The sequence below is a fragment of the Pseudomonas sp. NPDC089407 genome, assembly GCF_044900445.1.
In the GTDB taxonomy this organism is placed as follows: domain Bacteria; phylum Pseudomonadota; class Gammaproteobacteria; order Pseudomonadales; family Pseudomonadaceae; genus Aquipseudomonas.
The window spans coordinates 130,304-148,805 of the sequence record NZ_JBJDNB010000008.1 but is presented as its reverse complement, the minus strand read 5'-3'; the positions used below and the strand labels follow the sequence as shown (position 1 = coordinate 148,805).

Below are 18,502 nucleotides of genomic sequence, written 5' to 3'. Positions count from 1 at the left end.
GGATTGGTAGCCAGTAATGTCACTCGATATCGTAATTCTTGCCGCCGGCCAAGGTACCCGCATGCGCTCGGCGCTGCCCAAGGTACTGCACCCGGTCGCCGGCAACTCCATGCTCGGCCATGTTATCCACAGCGCGCGCCAGCTCCAGCCGCAAGGTATCCATGTCGTTATCGGCCATGGTGCCGAGCTGGTCCGCGAGCGCCTGGCCGCTGACGACCTGAACTTCGTCATGCAGGAAAAGCAGCTGGGGACTGGCCATGCGGTTGCCCAGGCACTGCCGGCGCTGACCGCCGACACCGTGTTGGTGCTGTACGGCGACGTGCCACTGATCGACGTGGAAACCCTGCGGCGCCTGCTGGCCAAGGTTAATGAGCAGCAGCTGGGGCTGCTTACCGTCACCCTCGACGACCCGACCGGCTATGGCCGCATCGTCCGTGATGAGCAAGGCCAGGTCACTGCCATCGTTGAGCACAAGGACGCCAATGACGCGCAGAAAGCCATCAAAGAGGGCAACACCGGCATTCTGGCGCTGCCGGCTGCACGCCTGGCTGACTGGATGGGCCGCCTGTCGAACAACAACGCCCAAGGCGAGTATTACCTGACCGATGTCATCGCCATGGCGGTCTCTGATGGCCTGGTGGTGGCTACCGAGCAGCCACACGACCCAATGGAAGTGCAGGGCGCCAACGACCGTCGCCAGTTGTCCGAGCTGGAGCGTCATTACCAGTTGCGTGAAGGACGTCGCCTTATGGCCCAGGGTGTGACCCTGCGTGACCCGGCGCGCTTCGATGTTCGCGGCGAGGTCACCGTGGGCCGCGATGTGCTCATCGACATCAACGTGATTCTCGAAGGCAAGGTGGTCATCGAGGACGATGTACAGATCGGCCCGAACTGCGTGATCAAGAACACCACCCTGCGCAAAGGTGCGGTGGTCAAAGCCAACAGCCACCTCGAAGGCGCCGTGATGGGCGAGGGCAGTGATGCCGGCCCGTTCGCCCGCCTGCGCCCAGGCAGCGTGCTGGAGGCCAAGGCCCATGTGGGTAACTTTGTCGAACTGAAGAACGCCCACCTGGGTGAAGGCGCCAAGGCCGGTCACCTGACCTACTTGGGCGATGCCGAGATCGGTGCGCGTACCAACATCGGTGCCGGCACCATCACTTGCAACTACGATGGGGCCAACAAGTTCAAGACTGTTATGGGCGAGGACGTGTTCATCGGCTCGAACAACTCGCTGGTGGCGCCTGTGGAAATCCAGGCCGGCGCGACCACGGCTGCCGGTTCGACCATTACCCAGACCGTCGAGGCGGGTGACCTGGCCGTGGCACGTGCGCGCCAGCGCAACATCCCGGGCTGGAAGCGGCCGGAGAAGATCAAGAAAAGCTGAGTTATTCACAGCTGTTTCGATCGAAAGCCGACTTGTGAATAAGTCGGCTTTTTTTGTGGGCGGATCATGCCTTCGCGAACAAATGTCTTGCTCCTTTCCCAAGGCCGACACGATCTCCTGTGGGAGCGGGTTCATCGATGCGTCGAACCGCCGCGAATACCGGCGAAGCCGGTGCCACACACCGCGTCGGATTCTTCGCGGATGAACCCGCTCCCACAGGGTGCCTCATTATCCCTAATATTTATCCACAGCTTGACGAATCGCTCATCTTAGGTTTTGATTGCAAGCATTATCTTTCGAATCGAAACTTATACGCTCATGTCGAAACGAAACACCCCACAACGGCGGCACAACATCCTGGCCTTGCTCAGCGAGCAGGGCGAGGTGAGCGTGGACGCCTTGGCCAAGCGTTTCGCAACCTCGGAAGTGACCATTCGCAAAGACCTTGCCGCCCTGGAAACCAACGGCTTGTTGCTGCGCCGCTACGGCGGTGCAGTGCCGGTGCCGCAAGAACTGCTCGGTGAACCCGCCCAGCCGGTGTCTTCCTACAAGAAGGCTATCGCCCGCGCCGCCGTCGGGCGTATCCGTGAGCATGCGCGCATCATTATCGACAGTGGCAGCACCACGGCAGCGATGATCCCGGAACTGGGGCGCCAGCCTGGCCTGGTGGTGATGACCAACTCGCTGAATGTGGCCCGGGCCATCTGTGACCTTGAACACGAGCCTGTACTGCTGATGACCGGTGGCACCTGGGACCCGCATTCGGAATCGTTCCAAGGCCAGGTCGCCGAGCAGGTCCTGCGCTCGTACGATTTCGACCAGCTGTTCATCGGTGCCGACGGCATCGACCTCGGCCGGGGTACCACCACCTTCAACGAGCTGCTCGGGCTGAGCCGGGTCATGGCTGAAGTTGCCCGCGAAGTGATCGTGATGGTCGAGTCGGACAAGGTCGGTCGCAAGATCCCCAACCTTGAGCTGCCCTGGGGCAGCGTACACACCCTTATTACAGATGAACGCTTGCCCGCAGCGGCACGCGAACACATTCAAGCCCGCGGCATCAACCTGATCTGCGCCGCGATCAGCCAGGAGCAATAACCATGTGTGGAATCGTTGGCGCCGTCGCCGAGCGCAATATCACCGCCATCCTGATCGAAGGCCTCAAGCGTCTTGAGTACCGCGGCTACGACAGCGCCGGCCTGGCCGTACTCACCCAGAACGGTGAGCTGCAGCGCCGCCGCCGCATCGGCAAGGTCAGCGAACTGCAAGCTGCAGTTGCTGCTGACCCCCTGGCCGGCCAACTGGGCATCGCCCACACCCGTTGGGCTACCCATGGTGCTCCGACCGAAGGCAACGCCCACCCGCATTTCTCGGGCAGTGAAGTGGCTGTGGTGCATAACGGCATCATCGAAAACCACGAAGAGTTGCGCGAAGAGCTGAAGGGCCTGGGCTATGCCTTCACATCGCAGACCGACACCGAAGTCATTGTCCACCTGATTCACCACACCCTGAAGAGCATTCCCGACCTCGCCGATGCCCTGAAGGCCGCGGTGAAGCGCCTGCATGGCGCCTATGGTCTGGCTCTGATCAACGCCAAGCAGCCTGACCGCCTGGTGGCGGCACGTAGCGGTAGCCCGCTGGTAATCGGCCTGGGCCTGGGCGAGAACTTCCTGGCCTCCGACCAGTTGGCCTTGCGCCAGGTCACCGACCGCTTCATGTACCTGGAAGAGGGCGACATTGCCGAAATCCGCCGTGACCAGGTCACCATCTGGGATCAGGCCGGCCACCAGGTCCAGCGCGAAACCGTGCAATACCACGAAGGTGCCGAGGCGGCAGACAAGGGTAACTACCGCCACTTCATGCTCAAGGAAATTCACGAGCAGCCAACCGTGGTTCAGCGCACCCTGGAAGGTCGCTTGGGTAAAGACCATGTCCTGGTCCAGGCTTTCGGTCCACAGGCTGCCGAGCTGTTCGCCAAGGTGCGTAACGTGCAGATCGTTGCCTGCGGCACCAGCTACCATGCCGGCATGGTTGCCCGTTACTGGCTGGAAAGCCTGGCTGGCATCCCGTGCCAGGTAGAAGTGGCCAGCGAGTTCCGTTACCGCAAGGTGGTGGTGCAGCCGGACACCCTGTTTGTTTCCATTTCGCAGTCTGGCGAAACCGCCGACACCTTGGCTGCGTTGCGCAATGCCAAGGAGCTGGGCTTCCTCGGTAGCCTGGCGATCTGCAACGTGGGCATCAGTTCGCTGGTACGTGAATCGGACCTGACCCTGCTGACTTTGGCTGGCCCGGAAATTGGCGTGGCCTCGACCAAGGCCTTCACCACCCAGCTGGTTTCGCTGATGCTGCTGACCCTGGCCTTGGGCCAAGTGCGCGGCACCCTGGAAGCGGGTGTTGAAGCTGAGCTGGTCGAAGAACTGCGTCGTCTGCCGACCCGCCTGGGCGAAGCCCTGGCCATGGACGCCACGGTCGAGAAAATCGCCGAGCTGTTCGCAGACAAGCACCACACCCTGTTCCTCGGCCGTGGTGCGCAGTACCCGGTTGCGATGGAGGGTGCACTCAAGCTCAAGGAAATCTCCTACATCCACGCCGAAGCCTACCCGGCGGGAGAACTGAAGCACGGCCCGCTGGCACTGGTGGACAACGACATGCCGGTGGTTACCGTTGCGCCGAACAACGAACTGCTCGAGAAGCTGAAGTCGAACCTGCAGGAAGTGCGCGCCCGTGGTGGCGAGTTGGTGGTATTCGCCGACGAGCAGGCTGGCATGAGCAATGGCGAAGGCACCCACGTGATCAAGGTGCCGCACATTGCCGACGCCCTGGCGCCGATTTTGTACACCATTCCGCTGCAGCTGCTGTCGTACTACGTGGCCGTGCTCAAGGGCACTGACGTCGACCAGCCGCGTAACCTGGCGAAATCGGTGACGGTCGAGTAAGTCATCGAACCCGCCACGAGCGGTGGTTTCCGACAATAAAAGCGGTACCGCGACAATAAAAGCTGTCCTGCGCGACTGCGGCCTCCCATAGGGGCCACGGTCGCATGGGGCGGCGCGACACAGTTACGTTCCAAGCAGTCTCAGCATGCTCTCCATACCGCGTTTGAAAATTCAGCCAGAAGAGTCAATTCGTTCGTATCTGGAACGTTCTTTGTTCCTCTGCTGGAACTCTCATGCTGTCGACGACATCCGTAAATTTCAAAATAAGGTTCGATTCTTCAAATCTGACATGAAAGAAATTTCGGTCTTTTGGCGATTGATAGGCAGACCGCTGATAGGCTGCACGCTGGTTGTGTCATGATTTAATCCGAAAAGCGAGCGGGCTTTTCTGCCAGTGCGCTTGGCTGTGTCAGACTATGTTTTGTTTGAGTGCATTGCTGCCGGCGCCGAGAACCTCAGATTATGCGGGCCTCTGTGTCAAACTATGTAATGAGCATCCAGTCGCCCCAGACCTACAACCAGATGTAATGGCGTGACTAGCAAGCTGGATTTCCGACACAGGGACACGCCCTACAACCATGTCGTTGGCCGCAGCATCTTGATCCGCGTACATTTCTGGCTACTGCTGCTGAAATTCGCTGAACAACACCCGCTGCTGAAACCCGATGTGTCCTTCACCGATCGGTTCGTCGATATGCAAGAAGAGCGAATTGATTTGTCCATCCGGCTGGGAGGCTCAGGGCAGTGGCCTTCCTCAGTTGGCCACCAACATCTGGGGGACGAGCGACTGATCTTCGGCGCCTCGGCCAAGTATCTGGCGAAGCGCGGAGTACCTCTTTCTGCCGCTGAGCTCGCCGACCACGATGCTGTGCTCCATGGAAAACCGACGACACAACCAGCTTGTGGTCGATCAAGCAGGACAACGGCAGCGCGCAGGTCATACAGAGTGAAGGCCGAATTATTGTTGGGCATAGCGAAGCCCAGGTTGAAGTGATCAAGGCGGGATTCGGTATCGCCCAGTGCGCTACGTGGCTGGTACAGGATGAGGTCGACCGTGGCGACCTCGTGCCCATCCTGCCAGTACTGACCACAGAGGGCTTACTGCTGAACCTAGTATGGCCGGTCGGCCGGCAGCTCCTGCCGAAAGTTGATGCGGCGCTGGAGCTGCTCAGTACGGAGCTTCGTATAAGCTAATCGGCGGGTGAGTCTCTTTGCCTATCGGTGCCAGTTGATGTAACCGAAGCTGTATCCCTTGATCATCTCCACGGTCTTGGCAGCGCGTTCTGGAAGAGGTGCGTACTTTTGCTCAATGAAGGTGAAGTACTGCTTCGTAACGTTCATGAAGTGCTCAGCGCAGTCGGGATGGGCCAGATTCTCGAAAACCCCGCCCCGTCCAAACTGCTTTTCGAGGTACATGGCCACGCCGTGCAGCTTGGACTGCCACGAGTACGGATATTCGTCTTTCAGGTCGTCCGGCATTTTCTGCTTGGGCTGAATGATCGTTGTCCCGTGGGCCAGAACGTTCCTGAGAACGAAGAGCTTATCGATGCCTTCTTTGACCTGCGGATCAACTCCATGGTCGATTTTCTCACCCAAGTACGACACCGAGGCGGACGAGAGCTTTTCCCAAGACCCGCTGCTTTCCAGATCTACCAAGAACCTGGCGAGGAGTCGAGTTGGTGCGTCATGTTCGGTTCGCCCTTCCCGGCTGCCACGAGTGATCGCAGCATCGATGTCATCCTTGACCCGCTCAGAAAGGATTGTGCGCATGCTCCCTTCGATGATCGAGGCATTCAGGATCAGCAGCGCGAACCCATTCTTGTACTTGAAGTAGGCATGAGGTTCGTCACTGCCTTCTTCGTTTGGCTCAATGGACAGCGTCCTCTTGTGGTTCAGCGCCAACGTTTCGTAGGCAAGGAGGAGCGATGTTGCGGTTTCCCATCCAACGTAGGTGGTCATATCAGGTCCTTGTAGCGGATTCAAACCAACAGGCGGTAGCTGCGCCTGAGGAATGATCAACGAAGTGGTAGAAAAGTAGTGTTACGGATCTGCCTGTGCGCATTGCGAGGCATCTTCCGGCTCTGATCAGTTGCCTTTTACAGCGCCAAGAAGCCTGGCCAGGATGCCCGGCTTGCCTGGCTCATCTTTCACCTGCCGCTCAGTCACGACCTGGACTGGAGGAGAAATGTGGTCAGAGAGAGGCACCCAGTCGCCGTCGACTAGCGCCTCTAATCGGCTGAACGGAATGGACGCTTTGGAAAAGGTCTGATTGTCCTCGCCCAGATGTTCGGTGATCCAGAAAAGATAGGCTTCTTCCGGATCTAGACCATCGTCCCAGCTCGCATTGAATCCCGCTGCTTCGACCTCCGACTTAAGGCAACGACCCAACGTGGTGCCCGGCTTGTAGTTGCCCCTGTCCTTCAATGCCATGTCCAAGGTGGTCCAAAAGCAGATTCGGTAGATGGAGTGATCGTCATCCAATTGATCGAGTTGAGAGCGAAGCACGTCATGCGGGAATGAATTTGCGTCCCCATGCCAGCGGCGTGCTCGAAAGCAATCGTCCGGGATGTCTCGCAGTTTTGCGGTGTAGTCGTTGCGGTAGATATATTCGTTAGTCACGCTGACTTCCCATTTGCCTGAGCAGTCGATTGTGCCACATCTATAGTGGCACGCCTCTTAACCACCATTCCAGAGCGGTTAGCGATCCCTCACAGCATTATGGAAGGTGACCGATTCGCTCAGCGCGGCGCGGTTCATGCGATACCCACAGGGGCAGATGCTAAGGCCAGGCGGCACGAACGCGGCACACCACTTCCAGTGGGAAAGCCATGCGCGGTTCAGCGTCGCCTCCCCATTTATCCTGCCGGAGGTTGGACAGAGGCGACAGGAGCTGGTTGAGCAGGTAGCCGTGAGCAGCGTGCACTTCTACAACTTTGAAGCCAGCACGAGTGGCGCGTTCAGCGGCCGCAACCCAGTCTTCAATGATCGCTTCCATCTGGGCGCCTGATAGCTCAGTTTGCATCAGCGCACCTTCGGCGCCCCTGGCGCTGGGTGCGCTTCGCGCCACCCAAGGCGAGACCCTGGCAGTCATGCAGGTATGTGGTGGCTCGGAGTCGTTCAACGTGGTCAATCAGCTGCGCGTGCTTGGCCGCTGGATGCGGATGTTCACCATCCCGAACCAGTCCTCGGTGCCCAAGGCCTACCTGGAGTTCGACGACGCCGGGCGCATGAAGCCTTCGCCGTACTATGACCGCGTGGTGGATGTCATGGAGGAACTGGTGAAGTTCACCGTCCTGCTGCGCGACCACCAGGAGTTCCTGGTGGATCGCTATTCGGAGCGCAAGGAAAACGTCGAGCAGCTATCTGCTCGTGTGAACCAGCGCTCGATCTGAGGCTATGCCCGGAATGTCCGCTTCACGGCCTGAGCAAGACGCACGATGATCTGCGTATGACTGATAAGTAGTTCCGCATCCACGGATACGCTTGTCATCAAATAATTGACACGCGAGTCACTGGGTATAGGCTTGTAGTCGAGGACTGCAACTGCGCATCCGTCGGGACTGGTTACCAGCAAGAACCCCCCGCAATTTCGGCAGCAGAGAAAGCTGGTTTCTTTGAAGTAGTGACGGCGGGCTTAGCCGGTCGGATCCTGAACCCATGGTCTCAAGACCGGGAGCTAAAGGATCGCTGCGACTACTCCTCATAAGTCTCTCGAGAAGGCACCTTGGGTGCCTTTTTTATCTTATGACTGGCGTAAACCGCAGCTTTCATAGTCCTAAATTTCGTAGATATCTCTGAGCCCCATAATGAACCTTGGAGGTATTTTGGAAATCAGGGGTGATTCAATACTGTGCTTGCCATAATGCCTTCGGGTTAACTGGCCTTAGTGATTTCTTTTACGGAAAATACAATTGGCCTTAGAGATTCGGCCTTGAGCTCGAACTCCCTATTATTTTGTACAAAAGTCCATTTGCAGAGTCGTAAGTCCTCGCTATATAAATGCTCTTCGTGCAATGGTGAGTCGGGAAGCGCAAGGAGTATTTGAACGTAATGCCCGCTTTCTGAATATAAAGCTTTTCGAATCGATATTGTAATACCAAGCTGAGGATCGGTCCATTGCCCAGAGGAGCTCAACATTTTATTGCGCCCGCTAAATGGGTTGGGGATCTCATTTAGTTTTATGCTCAGAGTGGACGCTACCTGCTCCAATTCCTCATACTTTTGCTTAGGAACATACTCTAACTTGACCTTGTCTGCAGAGAAAAGCTCAGAGGCCTGATGCTGGGCTTCTTCCTTGGTGATGTAATTGGTGGCAACATCATTCTTTCCAATATAGTGCTCCGCCACAAATTCTTTAGTGTAATATTTTTCACCAAGCTCCCGAACAGAGATGTAAGAGGTGGAGTCTACTATTTTAAAGTCCGAATAGTTATGCAGCAAAGCAAGTAGGCCACCGATGGCGGTAAAGCCGACCACAATACCAGCATAAAATTTTGAGTTGACTGCTTCTGATCCAGTTGATCCCTGACTCATTTGTATTCCATTCGTCTGCGTTTCTTTAGTCGAGTACATATATTTAGGTGCATTTTAGATTCCGTTACTCGACTTTTTAGTGTTTTATTTGAGCATTGCCTGATTTATCTCGCTGGTACCTCTGTGAAGCCTGCTCTGTTTAGATCCTCCCGCATTGCGTCCAAGCAGTTGTTGGGAACGGCGAGCCAGAAAAGGTTTTTCGCTCTAGTCAGCGCAACATAGCCGATGCGGCCGTCTTCCGTTGCAGTGCCGTCCAGCATAGCGCTGATGTTAGCCTTGGTCGCGACGTAGAGGACAGCTCCTATAGATTCGCCTTTAACCTGGTGAACAGTTTCAACTCTTAAGTCATGAGCTTCCTGACCATCACCCCTAGCACCGCTGAGCGCGACGTCCTCCAAGCGCTTCTTGGCCATCTTATTTCCGAAAGTTGCGACTGTTTTCAGCCCGAATAGTTGATCCATTTGGGTAAGCAGGGTGCGCAAATTTGCGACCAGTTTCGGATGCCACTGTGCTTTGGCTTGGAGCGAAGAAGACGGGAGTCCCGTCTCTGCATCGCGTGTGAACGCCCATAGCAACCGCCTAAGTCTCAGCATCCAGACTTCATGAGGCGAACCCTGCAACGTCGAGCTGAGTCCACTCGGTGCATCAGCGATAAGCTCCACAACCGCTTTGCATACCATACGGAAAGCATCCTGATAGCGATGCTGCTGATCGCGGGCCAATGCAGCCTCTGCAAAAAGGTTCACAACTCCCTGTCCTGGGGCGGCGGCTGTACCTGCAAGTTTGGCGGCGCGATCCGTGTTCCTGCTGAGAATGACGGCGTCTTCTGCCTGTATGCCCAGCTCGTCAAGACGGTCTTTGAATGAGCTGATCAGCTTAAGGTGCTCGGCGTCCTTGTACCCTACGAAAAATGCTCCACCTTGCCCAGGTTGTCTGTCTGGCTCATCGGTTCGGCCGCAGAGGCGGTTGGCAATATCGATGATGGGCGGTAGGGAACGGTAGTTGCGGGTGAGCTTGTAGTCTCTCACTCCCGGGCGGTCGGAGTAGGTTTCCAAAAACCTGCCATCAGCGCCGGCGAAGGCGAAGATACCCTGGTTAACGTCACCGATCAGTGATACCTGCACACCTGCATTGATAAGTAATTCCAAGGTCACTTTGTGCATCGTGCCCAGATCCTGCGATTCGTCGACCAGAATCTGCGGATAGCGCGTGGCCAATGCCTTCAGAATGGTAGGCTGATCAAGCAGCGTTCGAATTACCCAATAGCGCCCAAGATCATGGGTATACGCGCCAGTGCGCCCCAGATTTTCGATGAGCTCCCTGGCCTTTCTGCGATCAAGGTGTTCGACCGCCCCCTGGGTGTCGATGAAGAAGATCGACTTTCCATTCTCTACGCCTACCTGCACATCCTTGATCGGGATTGGGCGCTCGTTTTTGCTCTTCCAGTACTGGAAGCTACTTAAGAACGCCTCCGAACCCGATACAAGATAGGGGGTTCGCGTGGCGCCCATGGTGCGGTAGGCATGAGGGCGCAGAACGTGCTGGGTGAAAAATCCGTCTAGTGTGTCTACTTCTACGCGCTTGCGATTAGCATCCTCCGGCAGATCCGAGGCCAGCTCCGCGTAGCCCTTGTTGAAGGTATTTACGGCCACATTGGAAAACGACAACAGCACGACGCGGCCACGGTGATCGGCCAGCTTTTGCCTAATGGCGATCAACCGCCGAATAGCTGTGGCTGTTTTTCCACTGCCGGCGCAAGCCGTGACTGCCATCGGTTCTAAGGGAGCTTCGATTACAGCTTTCTGCTCATCGGATAGCTTCATGGCTTTTCCGCCTCCTGGCAAACGTGCTGGATAGCTTGCTGGAGGTACTCTGGGACCTTGAATCCTGGCGTTAAAGCAATTTTATCGGCAAGCGCTTGAGCGTAGCGGCCCTTCTGCACATTGCTATTGGTGTCTTTACGCTCAAACATCCCGCAGAACAACGCCTTGGCTTTGGCGGTGTTGTCTGGCGCGGCATCTACGATTTTCCGCAGCGCCACAGAGATCCTAGGATGAAGTTCAGCCAGCGCTTTCAGCATGGCGTCCCGATTTTCCGCCTGTAGCGCCAGATCGTATTCAAGGGTCTTCACCCCATGGTGCACTTTCACAAACTGATCTTCGGATTCCTTCATTTTCAGCGTGTTGCTCGATATCCGGACAGCATTGCCGAGCCCTGGATATACAGCTTTTAGCTTCTTCTTTTTCTTCGGCGCGTCACCTTCTTCGGCCACCTGTTCGGCTTCATCCCCGTTTTCCGAGTCTGCTTCTTCGAGGTAGGCTGCCTCCGCGAGCATCTCCTCCTGAATCTCCTCGTCAGGTCGCTCAACCCCAGCGGGTTCAGGTACGTCTTCTTCTTCGAATGGGTCAGCATCGGTGACGACCGAAACTGGAATGCGAAGACCTTTCTCTCCAAACAGCGGCAGGAATGAGTCGAAATTCAGCCCCTCAACACTGATCAGACTGATGCCATATTCCCTCAGGTCGAATCCCAAAATTTTCGCGAGCGCGTCGACCAGCATGAGCTCTGCGGCGCCCTCTACGAAAATGACGCGGCGGGCGAAAAACAGCTCAGCTCGGGTCACGTCCAAGTAGCGCTCCAGTTTCTCCCGCTTGCCTTTCGCGAACTGGACATCACGTGGAAAGAAGGTTTCCACACCAGCTTCGTTCTCGACTAAGCACACCAGCGACTCAAGTTTCGAATTGCTGGCGAAGTTCGGTGAGTGACTAGTGACGAACAATTGCACCGGCTTTTCACCTTCTTTGGCCGGAATGCCGGCCAGGTAGCTCAGGAGAACGCGCTGCAGTTGAGGGTGGAGGTGGGCCTCCGGCTCCTCCACGATCAAGCTTCGGTACGCTGCTTCAGGGTTCTTAACCAGCTCGCTGAGCACTACTGCCATGAAAATCAGATTGTTGAAGCCAAGGCCGTTTTGCTCAATCTCCAGGGACTGAGCAGTCAGGGAGAGGCGGGCTGAAAGGCGCTGAAAATCGGTTGCACTGAGTCCGACGGCTAGTACCTGCGCCAGCTGCTCACCCATCATGGAGCTGTGCCGGGTGGAGATCGCCGCATGGGTACTTTTGATCGCCTCGTTCTGCTGCAACTGCTCATCTAGTTCTTTCAACGCAGTATTGATCTTCTCACGACCCTCATCATCGGTTAGGAGATGGAGCAGGCGAGCCAGTTGGCTGTTGCGGCTTGGACGCAGCCCCTGGGCAGCGTCACGCAGAGGTTGTAGGTAAACGCCGCGCAGGTTTTCCATCATGTCCGAGGTGAGCGAGATGTCTTGGTGATCTCCGCACCACCGTTTCACACGGAAGCGGCCAGTCTGATCAGCATCGGTGTACCTGACGTGGATGTGCGCTTCCATGGAGTTGCCAGCACCGGGCTGTAGGGCCGCGATGAAGTCGGCTTCGTCGTCGTGACTGAGATCCTTGAAGATGAAGTGGAAGCTGATGTCTCCTTCTTGTTCGCCTTCTATGGGCCGATGACGGTCGGCTATATCGAGACGTGGGTATGTCTCCTCATGCCCGGCCAAGAGGGTCCGAAGCGCGTCTACAACGGCACTTTTGCCAACGTTGTTGGGGCCGACGAGAACGTTCAATCCGGGCTGGAATTTCAGCTTAGCGTCACGCAGCTTGCGGAAGTTTTTTATGGTGAGTTCAGCTAGGTACATGAGGGTCTCTATCCTTGATTTGCTGATGGAATCCTATACAGGCTGGGTTACGCAATAGGGGAAGAAAGGGGCAGGTGCAGGAAGCTCCGAGGTCGCAAGACGGCGTTACCGCCAGAGGCCGCTGAGAGCTACGTTCGGGATCCCAATCAGAAGATGGTCTTGATGACTTTGTCGGCGCCGGAGATGAGGTCTTCTACATCATCCGTGGTTGGCTCCGATGAGCCCTTATGGCCACATTTGTTGCGGACATCACCCAGAAACTCGATACGGCGGGATTGAGCTTGGTCAATGATCCCAGCGCCTTTGAGCGCTACATTGAGCGGATTGATTGTTTTGAGGTTTTTCGGCAACCCATGTTTCGCTGCCACCTCCTTCAGGTGACCCTCCAGTACCACCCCAGCGATTGCGCCTGCTGCCCGAGCGAAACCGGCCTTCAACAGCGCTCGTGCGGTGCTGAGCTCATCATCATACAGGTCGGCCTGCACCAATTGTTTGATGTCAAATAATGAGCTATCGAACCGCCGTTTTATCGCAGCTACAATTGCCTGCTGCTGGGTCAGTAACGGAATAGCCGCAGAGGCGTCGACTTTGGTCTCACCGCCCAAGGTGATCAACAGATTCTGGCAAGCATCCTCAATACAGTAGGTCGAGTAGCTAATGTCTTTTCGGGTTTTCGGCTTTTCGTAAAGGCGGATAAAGTCGTTCGCACGGTCAGGCAAAAGTTGCTTAACTAGTGCAAGTGCTTCTGAGTACCAGTGCTGATAAGCGGTAGCGAATGGTTTCAACTTGTTAGCTTGCGCCTCTGCCTTCTCGACGCTCACACCCAGGTCACAAAGCTGCTTAATAAAAGCTGACCGTCCGAGAATCATTAGTCCCAAGCTGTTGTGTACCGAGGATCCCTCATCAATCAGCTTGTCGAGATCCTTTCTGTACTTCTCAAGATTCGCTATTTCCATGCCGCTTCTGCCTTATAGTGCGCGCTAAAGTCGCGAGAGTAATGGCAGATTGCTCCTTATGCCAAGATCTAGGCCTTTCAGGCCTCACGCAGACGAGGTTGTGGCTGACCTTTAAACGCAAAGAGACATGGTGCTGAGGCGGTGATTTATCTGGAAAAGAGCACGATCAATCTGTTGTTTGAGCCGAAAGGTCGTTTTCGCCAGATGAAAATCGATAATCAACGAAGACCAGTTTAGGCATAAAATCTTTTAAATTCAGTTGGTTGTGACAGATTTACAGCTTTTATTGTCTTGCGGTTTCCTGGAAAATCTGAATTTCAAGGTCTGTGACAGCTTTGCGAGATTGTCTGGATGAGTTGGAGTCCCCCAGTGTGTAAGGCTTTGAAATAACAGGCGTTATTGTCGAAAACCAGCGGCTGCCGGCAGTGATGCCCGCAGCCGTTTTTTTGGGCCGTATAGCAGCATCAGATCTGCATGGCCATGCCTTCCACATTCATCGCTGCCTGGCGCAAGGCTTCGGAGCGGGTTGGGTGGGGGTGGCAGGTGAGAGCGATATCTTCCGCCGAGGCCGAGAACTCCATGGCCACGCAGAACTCGCCGATCATCTCGCTGACGCTTGGGCCCACCAGATGCACGCCGAGTACTTCATCGGTTTCGGCATCGGCGATGACCTTGGCGAAGCCTTCGGTCTCATGGTTGATCTTGGCGCGGCTGTTGGCGGTGAACGGGAACTTGCCAACCTTGTAGGCACGGCCTTCGGCTTTGAGCTGTTCTTCGGTCTTGCCTACCGTGGCCAGTTCCGGGCGGGTATAGATCACCCCAGGGATGAGGTTGTAGTTGACCTCGTGCGGCTTGCCGGCGATGCGCTCGATGCAGGCTACTGCTTCGTCTTCGGCCTTGTGCGCCAGCATCGGGCCGGAAGTGACATCGCCAATTACCCAAACCCCTGGCACGGAAGTGCGGTGGTGCTGGTTGACGAGCATGCCGCGCTTGTCGGTTTCCAGGCCCACGCTTTCAAGGTTGAGCCCTTTGGTATAAGGGCGGCGGCCAATTGCTACCAGCACGTAATCGGCTTGCAGTGATTCAGCCGTGCCGCCGGTGGCAGGCTCCAGCGTCAGGTTCACGCCGTCGGCACTGGCGGTGGCCTGAGTCACTTTGCTACCCAGCTTGAATACCATGCCTTGTTTGGCCAGGGCTTTCTGCAGGGTCTTGGCAGTTTCGGTGTCGGTGCCCGGGCAGATGCGGTCGAGGTACTCGATGACCGTGACCTGGCTACCCAGGCGGCGCCAGACCGAACCAAGCTCGAGGCCGATCACGCCCGCACCGATGACGACCAGGTGCTTGGGCACTTGCGGCAGCGACAGCGCGCCGGTCGAATCGATGATGCGCTGATTATCGATGGTCACGCCCGGCAGTGGAGTGGGCTCGGAGCCGGTGGCAATGACGATATCCTTGGCCTGCAGCGTGGTTTCGCTACCGTCCTCGGCCTTGACCACGACCTTGCCGACGCCGTCGAGGCGGCCCCAGCCCTTGATCCATTCGACCTTGTTCTTGCGGAACAGGTACTCGATGCCCTTGGTAAGGCCGGTCACGCTCTCGTCCTTCTGTTTCATCATCTGGGCGAGGTTGAGGGTGGGCTTCACTTCGATGCCGAGGTGGGCGAACGCTTCACCGCTGGCTGCTTCGTACAGTTCGGACGCATGCAACAGCGCCTTGGACGGCATGCAGCCCACGTTGAGGCAGGTGCCGCCCAAGGTCGAGCGGCCTTCCACGCAAGCGACGCTCAGGCCCAACTGGCCAGCGCGGATGGCTGCGTTGTAGCCGCCAGGGCCACCGCCGATGATCACCACGTCATAGGATTTCATGGGTTCAACTCCAGGATGTAGAAGCGCGAGAGGGGCACAAGGTTAAGCTGAGATGCGTAAATTGTATACAATCGGCTTGATGGATAAGATCAGTCGGTTCTAGACCATGGTCGTGTTTAGAGGAAACATCCCACGAATGAACTACTCTGATCCGGCGACGTTCGAAATATCATGCGTCGTGGCCATATACGGACAGGAGGGTCGTTCATGCTTGCGCAACTTCCACCGGCACTGCAGAGCTTGCATCTGCCGCTGCGGCTGAAACTTTGGGACGGTAACCAGTTCGATCTGGGGCCTAGCCCACAGGTCACCATACTGGTGAAAGAGCCCCAGCTGATCAGCCAGTTGACCCACCCAAGCATGGACCAGCTGGGTACTGCATTCGTAGAAGGCAAGTTGGAGCTGGAAGGTGATATCAGCGAGGCCATCCGCGTCTGCGATGAGCTTAGCGAAGCACTGTCGGCGGGTGAGGATGAAACGCCGCCGCAACGGTTGTCACATGACAAGAGCACCGACGCTAAAGCCATCTCCTACCACTACGACGTATCCAACGCGTTCTATCAGCTGTGGCTGGATCAGGACATGGCGTACTCCTGCGCGTATTTCCGCGAGCCCGACAATACGCTTGATCAGGCGCAGCAAGACAAGTTCGATCACCTGTGCCGCAAGTTGCGGCTGGACGCTGGCGAGTACCTGCTCGATGTGGGTTGTGGCTGGGGTGGGCTGGCACGTTTTGCTGCGCGTGAGTATGGCGCCAAGGTGTTCGGTATCACCCTGAGCAAAGAGCAGCTCAAGCTGGGCCGCGCGCGCGTCAAGGCAGAGGGCCTGGGCGACAAGGTCGATCTTCAGATTCTGGATTACCGCGACCTGCCTCAGGATGGCCGCTTCGACAAGGTGGTCAGCGTGGGTATGTTCGAGCATGTCGGGCATGCCAACCTGGCGCTCTATTGCCAGAAGCTTTTTGGTGCAGTGAGGGAAGGGGGAGTGGTGATGAACCATGGCATCACCGCCAAGCATATCGACGGTCGACCCGTTGGACGTGGCGCGGGTGAATTCATCGACCGCTACGTGTTCCCCCATGGCGAATTACCGCACCTGTCGATGATCAGCGCCAGTATCTGTGAAGCGGGCTTGGAAGTAGTGGACGTGGAAAGCCTGCGCCTGCATTACGCCAAGACCCTTCACCACTGGAGCGAGAACCTGGAACACCAGTTGCACAAGGCGGCGGCGCTCGTGCCCGAGAAAACCCTGCGCATCTGGCGCTTGTACCTGGCTGGGTGTGCCTATGCGTTCCAGAAGGGCTGGATCAACCTGCACCAGATTCTGGCGGTTAAGCCGTATGCCGATGGGCACCATGATTTGCCCTGGACGCGGGAAGACCTGTACCGCTGAAACCCGCAGGCTAACCCTTACCCTGTGGGAACAGTCTTGTTCAAAACCTGAAAGCTTGCGCAATCTTTGTGGGAGCGGCTTCAGCCGCGAACACCGGCACAGCCGGTGCCAGGTACCGAGTTGGATTCTCCGCGCGTGAACCCGCTCCCACAGGTACTGTGCAGGCCTTAGGCAGATGCGCTCCTAGATGGGCCTGAGTGAATATGGGTTGTTACAGGATCGGGGAAATAAGCCGCGCGATGCGCATCCCCAACTGCTGTAGCCGATGGGTATCGCGGCTGTCCTCGGCCGTTATCTCCCTCGCCTGTTCAAAGTCATCATTCAGCATCTGCTCGACCTGGTCGGCGAAGCCACGGTCGACTGTCAGCAGGGTGATTTCGAAGTTCAGGCGGAACGAACGGTTGTCCAGGTTGGCACTGCCAATCGCGCTGACATCGTCATCCACCAACACCACCTTCTGGTGCAGGAACCCCGGTTGGTAACGAAACATGCGCACGCCTGCACGTACCGCTTCGAAGGCGAACAAGCTGGAGGCGGCATACACGATGCGGTGATCAGGCCGTGACGGAATCAGCACCCGCACATCTACCCCACGTAATACCGCCAGGCGCAGCGCGGCGAACACTGCCTCGTCCGGGATGAAGTACGGGCTGGTGATCCACACCCTGCGGGTGGCTGAATGGATGGCTTCAAGGAAGAACAGCGAGCAGGTTTCCTGGGGGTCGGCCGGGCCGCTGGCCAAGGCCTGACACAACACGCCGTTGTCCGGATAGGTATCGGGCAGTATCAGCGGTGGCAGCTGGCGCGTGGCCCAGTACCAGTCTTCGGCAAACGATTCCTGCAGGCAGGCCAGCACCGGCCCGTTGATCTGCACATGGGTGTCGCGCCAGGGTGATAGCTGCGGGTGTTCACCCAGGTATTCATCCCCCACGTTGTGCCCGCCGATGAAACCGAACAGGCCATCCACCACTACGATCTTGCGATGGTTGCGGAAATTCACCTGGAAGCGGTTGAACCAGCCGCGTCGGGTAGCGAAGGCATGGATCTGCACGCCGCCGTCGCGCAACTGTTGGCTGTAGCTGGCAGGCAAGGCGTGGCTGCCGACGCGGTCGTACAGCACATAGACCTGCACGCCTTCGGCGGCTTTGCGCAATAGCAACTGCTGCAGTGCCTTGCCGAGGTTGTCGTCATGGATGATGAAGAATTGCACCAGCACCACATCGCGGGCTTTATCGATAGCAGCGAAGATGGCATCGAAGGTGGCCTTGCCATTGATCAGCAGCTTCACCTGGTTGTTCGCCAGACACGGCATACGCCCCAGTTTGGGCATGGCGCGCAAGGCTGCGTAGCTTTCTGACTCGCGGGCGGTGAGCGCTTCTTCTACCCAGGGCCGCCAGTTGAGGTTGGCCATGGCCACGTGCATTTCCTGGTTGGCCTGGCGCCGTGCCTTGATGTAGGCATAGAACGAGCGGGCGCCAAAGACCAAGTAGGGGATCAAGGTAAAGTAGGGAATGAAGAACAAGGGCATGGCCCAGGCGATGGCGCCTTGGGCGGTCCGCACGGTGAACAGCGCGTGTAATGCGGCGACGATACCCAGTAGATGAATCAGACCGAAGAGGTAACCTAAGAAGTAGGGGCTGTGGTAATCCATATGCATCCTGCTTGCCATATACACTTGAGCTAACAGAACACTTCCCGGTCCGCCTTGCAACCAGTAGGTGGATTTG

The 18,502-nt window shown here is 57.0% G+C and carries 14 protein-coding genes and 2 pseudogenes; 7 read left to right on the top strand and 9 right to left on the bottom strand.

Features of this window, described 5'->3' with window-relative positions; translation table 11 throughout:
* Nucleotides 1–16: 16 nt before the first annotated feature.
* The 5 genes from glmU (at nt 17) to ACI2KG_RS08875 (ending at nt 5,511) form a co-directional block, all read left to right on the top strand.
* The gene (gene glmU, locus ACI2KG_RS08895) at nt 17–1,384 is read left to right on the top strand and encodes a bifunctional UDP-N-acetylglucosamine diphosphorylase/glucosamine-1-phosphate N-acetyltransferase GlmU (protein ID WP_404661623.1); all 1,368 of its coding nucleotides are present in this window, start codon (nt 17–19) and stop codon (nt 1,382–1,384) included.
* A gap of 318 nt (nt 1,385–1,702) precedes the next feature.
* Nucleotides 1,703–2,479, top strand: coding sequence for a DeoR/GlpR family DNA-binding transcription regulator (locus ACI2KG_RS08890; RefSeq protein WP_201200277.1), 777 nt, complete (start codon nt 1,703–1,705; stop codon nt 2,477–2,479).
* A gap of 2 nt (nt 2,480–2,481) precedes the next feature.
* A complete protein-coding gene (gene glmS / locus ACI2KG_RS08885; RefSeq protein ID WP_404661622.1) occupies nt 2,482–4,317 on the top strand; it encodes a glutamine--fructose-6-phosphate transaminase (isomerizing) in 1,836 nt (611 codons plus the stop codon).
* A gap of 532 nt (nt 4,318–4,849) precedes the next feature.
* Nucleotides 4,850–5,311 carry a LysR substrate-binding domain-containing protein gene (locus ACI2KG_RS08880; protein ID WP_404661621.1) on the top strand — a complete coding sequence of 154 codons (462 nt, stop codon included), beginning with the start codon at nt 4,850–4,852 and terminating at the stop codon, nt 5,309–5,311.
* A complete protein-coding gene (locus ACI2KG_RS08875) occupies nt 5,218–5,511 on the top strand; it encodes a LysR substrate-binding domain-containing protein (protein ID WP_404661620.1) in 294 nt (97 codons plus the stop codon). Before ACI2KG_RS08880 ends, ACI2KG_RS08875 begins: the two co-directional genes overlap by 94 nt.
* A gap of 21 nt (nt 5,512–5,532) precedes the next feature.
* On the opposite strand, the gene ACI2KG_RS08870 is transcribed toward ACI2KG_RS08875, so the two are convergent.
* From ACI2KG_RS08870 to ACI2KG_RS08860, 3 genes and pseudogenes are all read right to left on the bottom strand, one after another.
* Nucleotides 5,533–6,276, bottom strand: a complete 744-nt coding sequence (locus ACI2KG_RS08870) for a hypothetical protein (protein WP_404661619.1) — start codon at nt 6,274–6,276, stop codon at nt 5,533–5,535.
* Between the two features lie 126 nt (nt 6,277–6,402).
* Nucleotides 6,403–6,936, bottom strand: a complete 534-nt coding sequence (locus ACI2KG_RS08865; RefSeq protein ID WP_404661618.1) for a hypothetical protein — start codon at nt 6,934–6,936, stop codon at nt 6,403–6,405.
* A 163-nt stretch (nt 6,937–7,099) separates the two neighbouring features.
* Nucleotides 7,100–7,300: pseudogene (locus ACI2KG_RS08860) on the bottom strand (oxidoreductase); the annotation flags it as partial.
* A gap of 55 nt (nt 7,301–7,355) precedes the next feature.
* Between ACI2KG_RS08860 and ACI2KG_RS08855 the strand changes: the two are divergent.
* Nucleotides 7,356–7,709: pseudogene (locus ACI2KG_RS08855) on the top strand (arsenical resistance protein ArsH); the annotation flags it as partial.
* Between the two features lie 481 nt (nt 7,710–8,190).
* On the opposite strand, the gene ACI2KG_RS08850 reads toward ACI2KG_RS08855, so the two are convergent.
* The 5 genes from ACI2KG_RS08850 to lpdA all read right to left on the bottom strand — a co-directional run bounded on the left by ACI2KG_RS08850 (nt 8,191) and on the right by lpdA (nt 15,383).
* Nucleotides 8,191–8,850 carry a hypothetical protein gene (locus ACI2KG_RS08850; RefSeq protein ID WP_404661617.1) on the bottom strand — a complete coding sequence of 220 codons (660 nt, stop codon included), beginning with the start codon at nt 8,848–8,850 and terminating at the stop codon, nt 8,191–8,193.
* A gap of 104 nt (nt 8,851–8,954) precedes the next feature.
* Nucleotides 8,955–10,673 carry a UvrD-helicase domain-containing protein gene (locus tag ACI2KG_RS08845; protein ID WP_404661616.1) on the bottom strand — a complete coding sequence of 573 codons (1,719 nt, stop codon included), beginning with the start codon at nt 10,671–10,673 and terminating at the stop codon, nt 8,955–8,957.
* Nucleotides 10,670–12,562, bottom strand: a complete 1,893-nt coding sequence (locus ACI2KG_RS08840; protein WP_404661615.1) for an ATP-dependent nuclease — start codon at nt 12,560–12,562, stop codon at nt 10,670–10,672. Before ACI2KG_RS08840 ends, ACI2KG_RS08845 begins: the two co-directional genes overlap by 4 nt.
* Before the next feature lie 146 nt (nt 12,563–12,708).
* Complete coding sequence (locus ACI2KG_RS08835) at nt 12,709–13,518, bottom strand: hypothetical protein (protein ID WP_404661614.1); 810 nt, start codon at nt 13,516–13,518, stop codon at nt 12,709–12,711.
* Between the two features lie 464 nt (nt 13,519–13,982).
* Nucleotides 13,983–15,383: a dihydrolipoyl dehydrogenase gene (gene lpdA, locus ACI2KG_RS08830; RefSeq protein WP_404661613.1), complete on the bottom strand. Its 1,401-nt coding sequence runs from the start codon at nt 15,381–15,383 to the stop codon at nt 13,983–13,985.
* Between the two features lie 207 nt (nt 15,384–15,590).
* Here lpdA and cfaB point away from each other — a divergent pair, with 207 nt between their 5' ends.
* Nucleotides 15,591–16,775 carry a C17 cyclopropane fatty acid synthase CfaB gene (gene cfaB, locus ACI2KG_RS08825; RefSeq protein WP_404661612.1) on the top strand — a complete coding sequence of 395 codons (1,185 nt, stop codon included), beginning with the start codon at nt 15,591–15,593 and terminating at the stop codon, nt 16,773–16,775.
* Between the two features lie 211 nt (nt 16,776–16,986).
* Here the strand turns inward: cfaB and cls are convergent, their stop codons facing one another.
* The gene (cls, locus tag ACI2KG_RS08820) at nt 16,987–18,426 is read right to left on the bottom strand and encodes a cardiolipin synthase (protein ID WP_404661611.1); all 1,440 of its coding nucleotides are present in this window, start codon (nt 18,424–18,426) and stop codon (nt 16,987–16,989) included.
* Between the last annotated feature and the right edge of the window lie 76 nt (nt 18,427–18,502).